A 4621-nucleotide genomic window follows, 5' to 3' on the forward strand; every position below is an offset into this window, starting at 1 on the left:
AAATCTAGTGCGGGCGAACCACCTCTGTCGAGTTGTCTGAATACGACTCGGAGCTGAAACCACAGCAAGATCGCAATTAATAACGTCAACGGAAAGGCGATACTATATGCCAGCCAAGTCGGAAATCCGAAGATTTCCAAACCAGCCGAGAGAAAGAAAATAATCCCCACGCACACCCCCAAAAAGGGCAATCGCAAGTTGATACCATCGCTATTGGCCAGAATAATATTGTTGCGATCTGCCGACCAATCTTTGACATTTTTGCGCAGAGTGCCATCGAAAGCCGCACCACAAGCGATACCTGCAAGTAAACCAGCGATTAAAATGAAATATGGAGGATCTTGGGGAAAGTAATACATTAGAGATAAGAGATAGGGAGTAAAGCGCGCCAAGCTGGGGCAATATGGAGCGGATAGTGTAAAGTCTTATTACTAGAATAAGCTACCGGTAGCGATCGAGTCTATGTATTGGTGGTTAGTCGTCCAAATGGCTGATGCCGGAGCGATCGCTAGCAGTTATATTTGGTTTAGAAGGTTGGCTAGCCGATTGAAATTAATGAAGCAGCCAAAGTTCAACAATATTTTTTTAGTACTGTTAGTCTCTTACTGATACTTCACTGCTAGGGAAAATCGGGGTTTTTAGCTTTTAGACCGATGGTTAGGTAACTAATTATCGGTCTTTTTTTATGTTCAGCTCACACCGCCGAACCTGTCGATCGGCCAGAACCGAAAGCAGGCATGCCCGATGACGTTAGTCTTGGGCAAGAACCCCCATACGTGGGAGTCATTGCTATTATTGCGGTTGTCACCCATGACAAATAACTGGTCTGGAGGGACGATCGTCGGTGACATGGCATAATTAGGAGCTTCGGCGATATATCGTTCGGTAGCTGGCGCACCATCGATATAGACGCGACCATTTTTGACTTCGATCTTATCTCCAGGCAGACCGATAACACGTTTGATAAAAGCTTGCTCTTCGAGGTAGCCTTGCTCTTGCAACTGTGGCGGTGGTGCGAAGACAACAATATCGCCGCGTTGGGGCAGGTGGGTATAATAGGAGAGTTTTTCGACAATTAAGCGATCGCCGATTTCCAAGGTTGGTAACATGGATTCGGATGGAATATAGCGCGGTTCGGCCACAAATGTCCGAATGAACACAGCCAATCCGAGAGCCAGAATCAAGATGGTAATATTTTCACGCCATTGCTGCCACCATTGCACTAGCAATGGTTGGGGTGCCGTCGCTTCTGGTTGGGATTGTTTGGGATCGATCTTCATTGAGGAGGTGATTGAGGCAAGCTAAACATACTGCTGCTATAGCAATCCTAAATCATTTCTGGGGTGAATATCCTTGCCCACCGCTCGCGATTATCCTCAATCTTCTCGTTGGTGAAGCCTACTGGAGGTAATCTCGTTACGAACTCGATCGAATTCATTTATCCTATAAGTTTACGGCTGTAATAAAGTAACTTGCAGATCGTCATCAATGAGTGTAATCGATCTAGGCACAAGGGTAGGGATTATTAAACAAGCCTGTTCGATCGGGGGAATGAGATAGTCAGGTTTTGTAGTTTTAGTATTTAGGACAATGATTCTCAGTGTGTAAATGTCGATATTTTGTTGGTAAGGCAGATTTTTGTCAGCGGTGATAAAAACATCGAAGGGATAAGCATCCGCTAAAGCTAATAGATCTCGATCCTTTGTCCCCCGCCAGCCCATATTATCGACGTTATGCACACTATAACCAGCATCGACGATTCTCTTACGAGAGGCTCCGCCAACGGCTGCTTGAGTTTTCGACTCAGAAGATTTTCATCCAGTAGAATGCGCATTAATAATTTCGCCTCTATAGAGCATGATTCGAGCGATAGTTTCTAGAACTTGAATTGCAGGGATTTTTAGGTGTGGAAAATCTTCTGAGAATTCTTTCAATCCTGCTTCACCTTCAAGATAATCAAATAGAGTTTGGAGCGGTACGCGGGTAACGACAAATACAGGGATACCAGACATGATATCTGGATCGCTATGCACGACTTGACGAGCTACAAGCGTATCCGAAAGAGAACTGCTTAAGGTTTTTTAAATATCCATTCAACCTAACTCCTGAGACAAAAGCTGCTATATTTCTGTCTTTATATTGTAATCGGTTAGAGTTTAAAATCAAATCCTCTTCAAGAGATCGCATCAGACTTAGACCATACGTCTCCCTCGACGATCGTGTGAACTTGCCAAGTAGGATCGAGGCTAGGGAAGTCAGTGCGATAGTGTCCGCCTCGACTTTCTGTCCGCAGCAGCGCGCCAGTTAAAATCGTTAGTCCGATGTCTAATAAGTTGCGAGTTTCACCCCAAACATAGATATCTTGTTGAGAGATTCCGGCTGGTAAATCAATAGTTATTTGGGGATTGAGTCGGGCAATTAATTGACTAATGGCCAGAAGATCGAATTCTGTCTGTAACAGTTTAACTCGATCGATTGCTGTCTCCAAACTAGCTCGATCGCGACAAATTCCGGCAGCTTGCCACATCAATCGGGGTAATTCTTGGCGGATCGAACTGACTTGTTGCGACCAAGTTAGAGTAGTTTCGGCTATTTGTTGGAGTTGAACTTCTAGTTCCTCGGCTGCTGTTGTAGGCGGATCGATCGATAATGCTGGTATCGATTCACCGAGCGATATTTTCTGCAACTGGGCACCAAAGACCACGCATTCTAACAGTGAATTACTCGCGAGCCGATTAGCTCCATGTACGCCAGTGCTGGTAGTTTCACCCACAGCATAAACGCCAGGAATACTGGTGCGAGTCATCAAATCGGTATGAATGCCACCCATCCAATAATGTGCGGCTGGAGCCACCGGAATCAATTCATGTAAAATATCGATGCCCCAATGCTGACAAACTTGAATGATATTCGGGAATCGATGCCGAATTTTTGATTCGGGAATCGGGCTTAAATCGAGCCAGACGCATCCTTTACTTGGGTCGGGACTGTGTTTGAGTAAATGGCTAAAAATCGCCTGACTGACGACATCTCTAGGGGCGAGTTCTCCGGCGGGATGATAGTCGAAGGTAAACCGATAGCCAGTGTCATCTACTAAATGGGCACCTTCACCCCGGACTGCTTCACTAATCAAAAAGCGCGGCGCGCCAGCTTTGGTGAGCGCGGTGGGGTGAAACTGAAAAAATTCCAGATCCCGCAACAATCCGCCCGCGCGGTGCGCCATTGCCACACCATCGCCAGTACTGACTTGGGGATTGGTAGTCTGAGCGTATACTTGTCCCCCGCCGCCGGTGGCTAACACGACAGCGGTAGCCGCCACCCAGGTAATTTGGTCTTGATACAGGAGACTAATGCCCCGACAAATGCCAGCTTCTAGCCACAAATCTAGCGCGAAAGCTTGGGTAAAGACTGTAATATTGGGTTGAGCTAAAACGCGATCGGCTAAAGTACTCACTAAGGCTCTCCCGGTAGTATCAGCAGCGTGCAGCACGCGCGGACGTGAATGCGCCGCTTCAAGCGTTAAGGCTAATTTTTCATCGGTTCTGTCGAAAGCTACGCCAAAATTTACTAGCGAATCGATGCATTCGGCAGCATGGGTGACTAAAAATTCTACCGCTGCTCGATCGCACAAACCCGCCCCCGCCCGTAACGTATCGGCAATATGTAAGTCCACTGAATCTTGGGGATCTACCACCGCTGCAATCCCTCCCTGCGCCCAATCACTCGCCGACAAGGGTAAACTAGCCTTGCTAACGATCGCCACTCGCAATGAAGCTGGCAAGCACAGTGCAGAATACAATCCAGCCGCACCAGCTCCCACGACGATGACATCAAAGCTGGTAGGTAGGGACATAGGAGTGTAGTGGGGGGACATGGGGACTGGGAGACGGAGGGACGGGGGGACGGGGGACTGGGATATTGAATAACGATTGTATTCAAACGCTCTATTTCCCTATTCCCTGAAACCTAAAGCCTCAAACCTAAAGCCTAAAGCCTAAATCCTAAGCCTCCTTCCTATTATCTGTGATGAATGACACAAAAAAATCCCACCCTGAATGTGGGTAGGATTGAAGTATAAGGGTGAATTTATGAATTACCGATCGAGGTTAGTAATAACCGTTGTTGTAACGATCGCCACCTTCTGTAAAGGTATCGTCCGTATTGGTAAGCGTGAATTTATCGAGGTTAGCGTTGAGAGATTCTTTTTGCTTTTCACTCAAACCTGGAATATTCAGCACGTCTTCTACGCTCTTGTAGGGAGCGTTATCGATGACTTTGCGTGCCAAGGTTGGATACAACCCAGGATACTTGCGGAATGCCCGTACGTTGGTATTGTTGAGGTCGATTTTTTTACCAAATTCTGTGCCCAATTTACTATCGGCACTATTGCGAATGACGTCCCCAGTTGCGGGAGCATCAGCAGCCAAGAACATCGAGCTGTTCCAACTGGCTGCTATCGATGGTTGAGCGACCCCAACTAAACAAGTTAAGCAGAGACTAAAGACAACGAGCAGACGAGCGAACCGTTTCATGTAATATTTTTCTCCTAACACAGTATCTTAAGTTTCATTATTTTACCTCAATCGGGTGCCGATTAGGGGATAGGGGATAGGGGATAGGG

Annotated in this window: 5 protein-coding genes; all 5 read right to left on the minus strand. The window is 46.8% G+C overall.

Translation table 11 applies throughout. The features are described from left to right. Nucleotides 1-359: hypothetical protein (locus RMO84_RS01400; RefSeq protein ID WP_310486658.1), on the minus strand; the 359-nt coding region annotated here is incomplete at its 3' end. A gap of 330 nt (nt 360-689) precedes the next feature. Continuing rightward, on the minus strand, nt 690-1280 hold the full coding sequence (lepB, locus tag RMO84_RS01405) for a signal peptidase I (RefSeq protein ID WP_310486659.1): 591 nt from the start codon (nt 1278-1280) through the stop codon (nt 690-692). A gap of 534 nt (nt 1281-1814) precedes the next feature. Continuing rightward, nucleotides 1815-2033, minus strand: coding sequence for a DUF433 domain-containing protein (locus RMO84_RS01410; protein WP_310486660.1), 219 nt, complete (start codon nt 2031-2033; stop codon nt 1815-1817). A 140-nt stretch (nt 2034-2173) separates the two neighbouring features. Continuing rightward, nucleotides 2174-3853 (minus strand): L-aspartate oxidase, encoded by a 1680-nt coding sequence (gene nadB, locus RMO84_RS01415; protein ID WP_310486661.1) that lies wholly within the window; start codon nt 3851-3853, stop codon nt 2174-2176. A gap of 253 nt (nt 3854-4106) precedes the next feature. Beyond that, the gene (gene psbU / locus RMO84_RS01420) at nt 4107-4532 is read right to left on the minus strand and encodes a photosystem II complex extrinsic protein PsbU (RefSeq protein ID WP_310486662.1); all 426 of its coding nucleotides are present in this window, start codon (nt 4530-4532) and stop codon (nt 4107-4109) included. Nucleotides 4533-4621 lie beyond the last annotated feature (89 nt).

Source organism: Chamaesiphon sp. VAR_69_metabat_338 (assembly GCF_031423935.1).
Lineage (GTDB): Bacteria > Cyanobacteriota > Cyanobacteriia > Cyanobacteriales > Chamaesiphonaceae > Chamaesiphon.